The 428-nt window shown below is 42.1% G+C and carries 1 pseudogene; it reads right to left on the bottom strand.

Annotated elements, in window-relative coordinates:
• Positions 1-428: pseudogene (locus tag Z054_RS29690) on the bottom strand (peptidase S8); the annotation flags it as partial.

Here is a 428-nt window from a genome sequence, read left to right on the forward strand (position 1 = left end):
TAGGAACTCCTGTTAGATCTATACAAGGACTATTTAATAATGCTACTTTATTTGGGCTACCTGGTGGAGTTACATTGGTCGAAGCTTCAGTATACAGATAGAATGAACCATCCTGTCCGCTTGCAGGACCAGTACCACTCGATGGAGTACCTCCTGAATCTCGGGTCCAATCAATATCATCTCCTGTAGCATTGGTCCAAACTCCAAAATCAGACTCAAAACTCTCACTGTATGGAAAACTGTTAATCCCAGCACACCCTGGAGTAGCTGTGGTAGTAACATTAGCAACATTACTGTTTGCTGATACATTACCAGCAGCATCTTTGGCTTTTACGGTAAAGCTATATGCTGTAGAAGCAGTAAGACCGGTAACACTAAAACTAGTGGTTGTCGATGTTCCTATACTACTACCTCCCTGAAATATCTCA

The sequence above is a fragment of the Aquimarina macrocephali JAMB N27 genome (assembly GCF_000520995.1).
GTDB lineage: Bacteria > Bacteroidota > Bacteroidia > Flavobacteriales > Flavobacteriaceae > Aquimarina > Aquimarina macrocephali.